The following is a 213-nucleotide window of genomic DNA, read 5'->3' as shown; positions in this document are numbered from 1 at the left end:
TTCAGGGCTCACTGCGCCCAGCGACAGCTTGATCCGATGACTATTGTACCAGCGGATGTAGCCATCCACCTGCTTCATAAAGTCATCCAGCGTTACACCTGACCAGTTGCGACCATAATACATCTCGTTTTTCAGCCGTCCGAAGAACCCTTCGCACGCCGCATTATCCGGAGAGCAACCTTTGCGCGACATAGAGCGCACCAGGCCCGAGGA

Annotated in this window: 1 protein-coding gene; it reads right to left on the bottom strand. The window is 54.9% G+C overall.

From position 1 onward, the window contains the following. The coding region (locus tag Dpoa2040_RS00005) for an IS3 family transposase (protein WP_168639874.1) at positions 1-213 on the bottom strand (213 nt) is incomplete at both ends.

The organism is Dickeya sp. CFBP 2040, from assembly GCF_012273755.1.
Classification (GTDB): Bacteria; Pseudomonadota; Gammaproteobacteria; order Enterobacterales; family Enterobacteriaceae; genus Dickeya; species Dickeya poaceiphila.
Note: the sequence above shows the minus strand (reverse complement) of the source record. Positions and strands in the feature narration are given on the sequence as shown.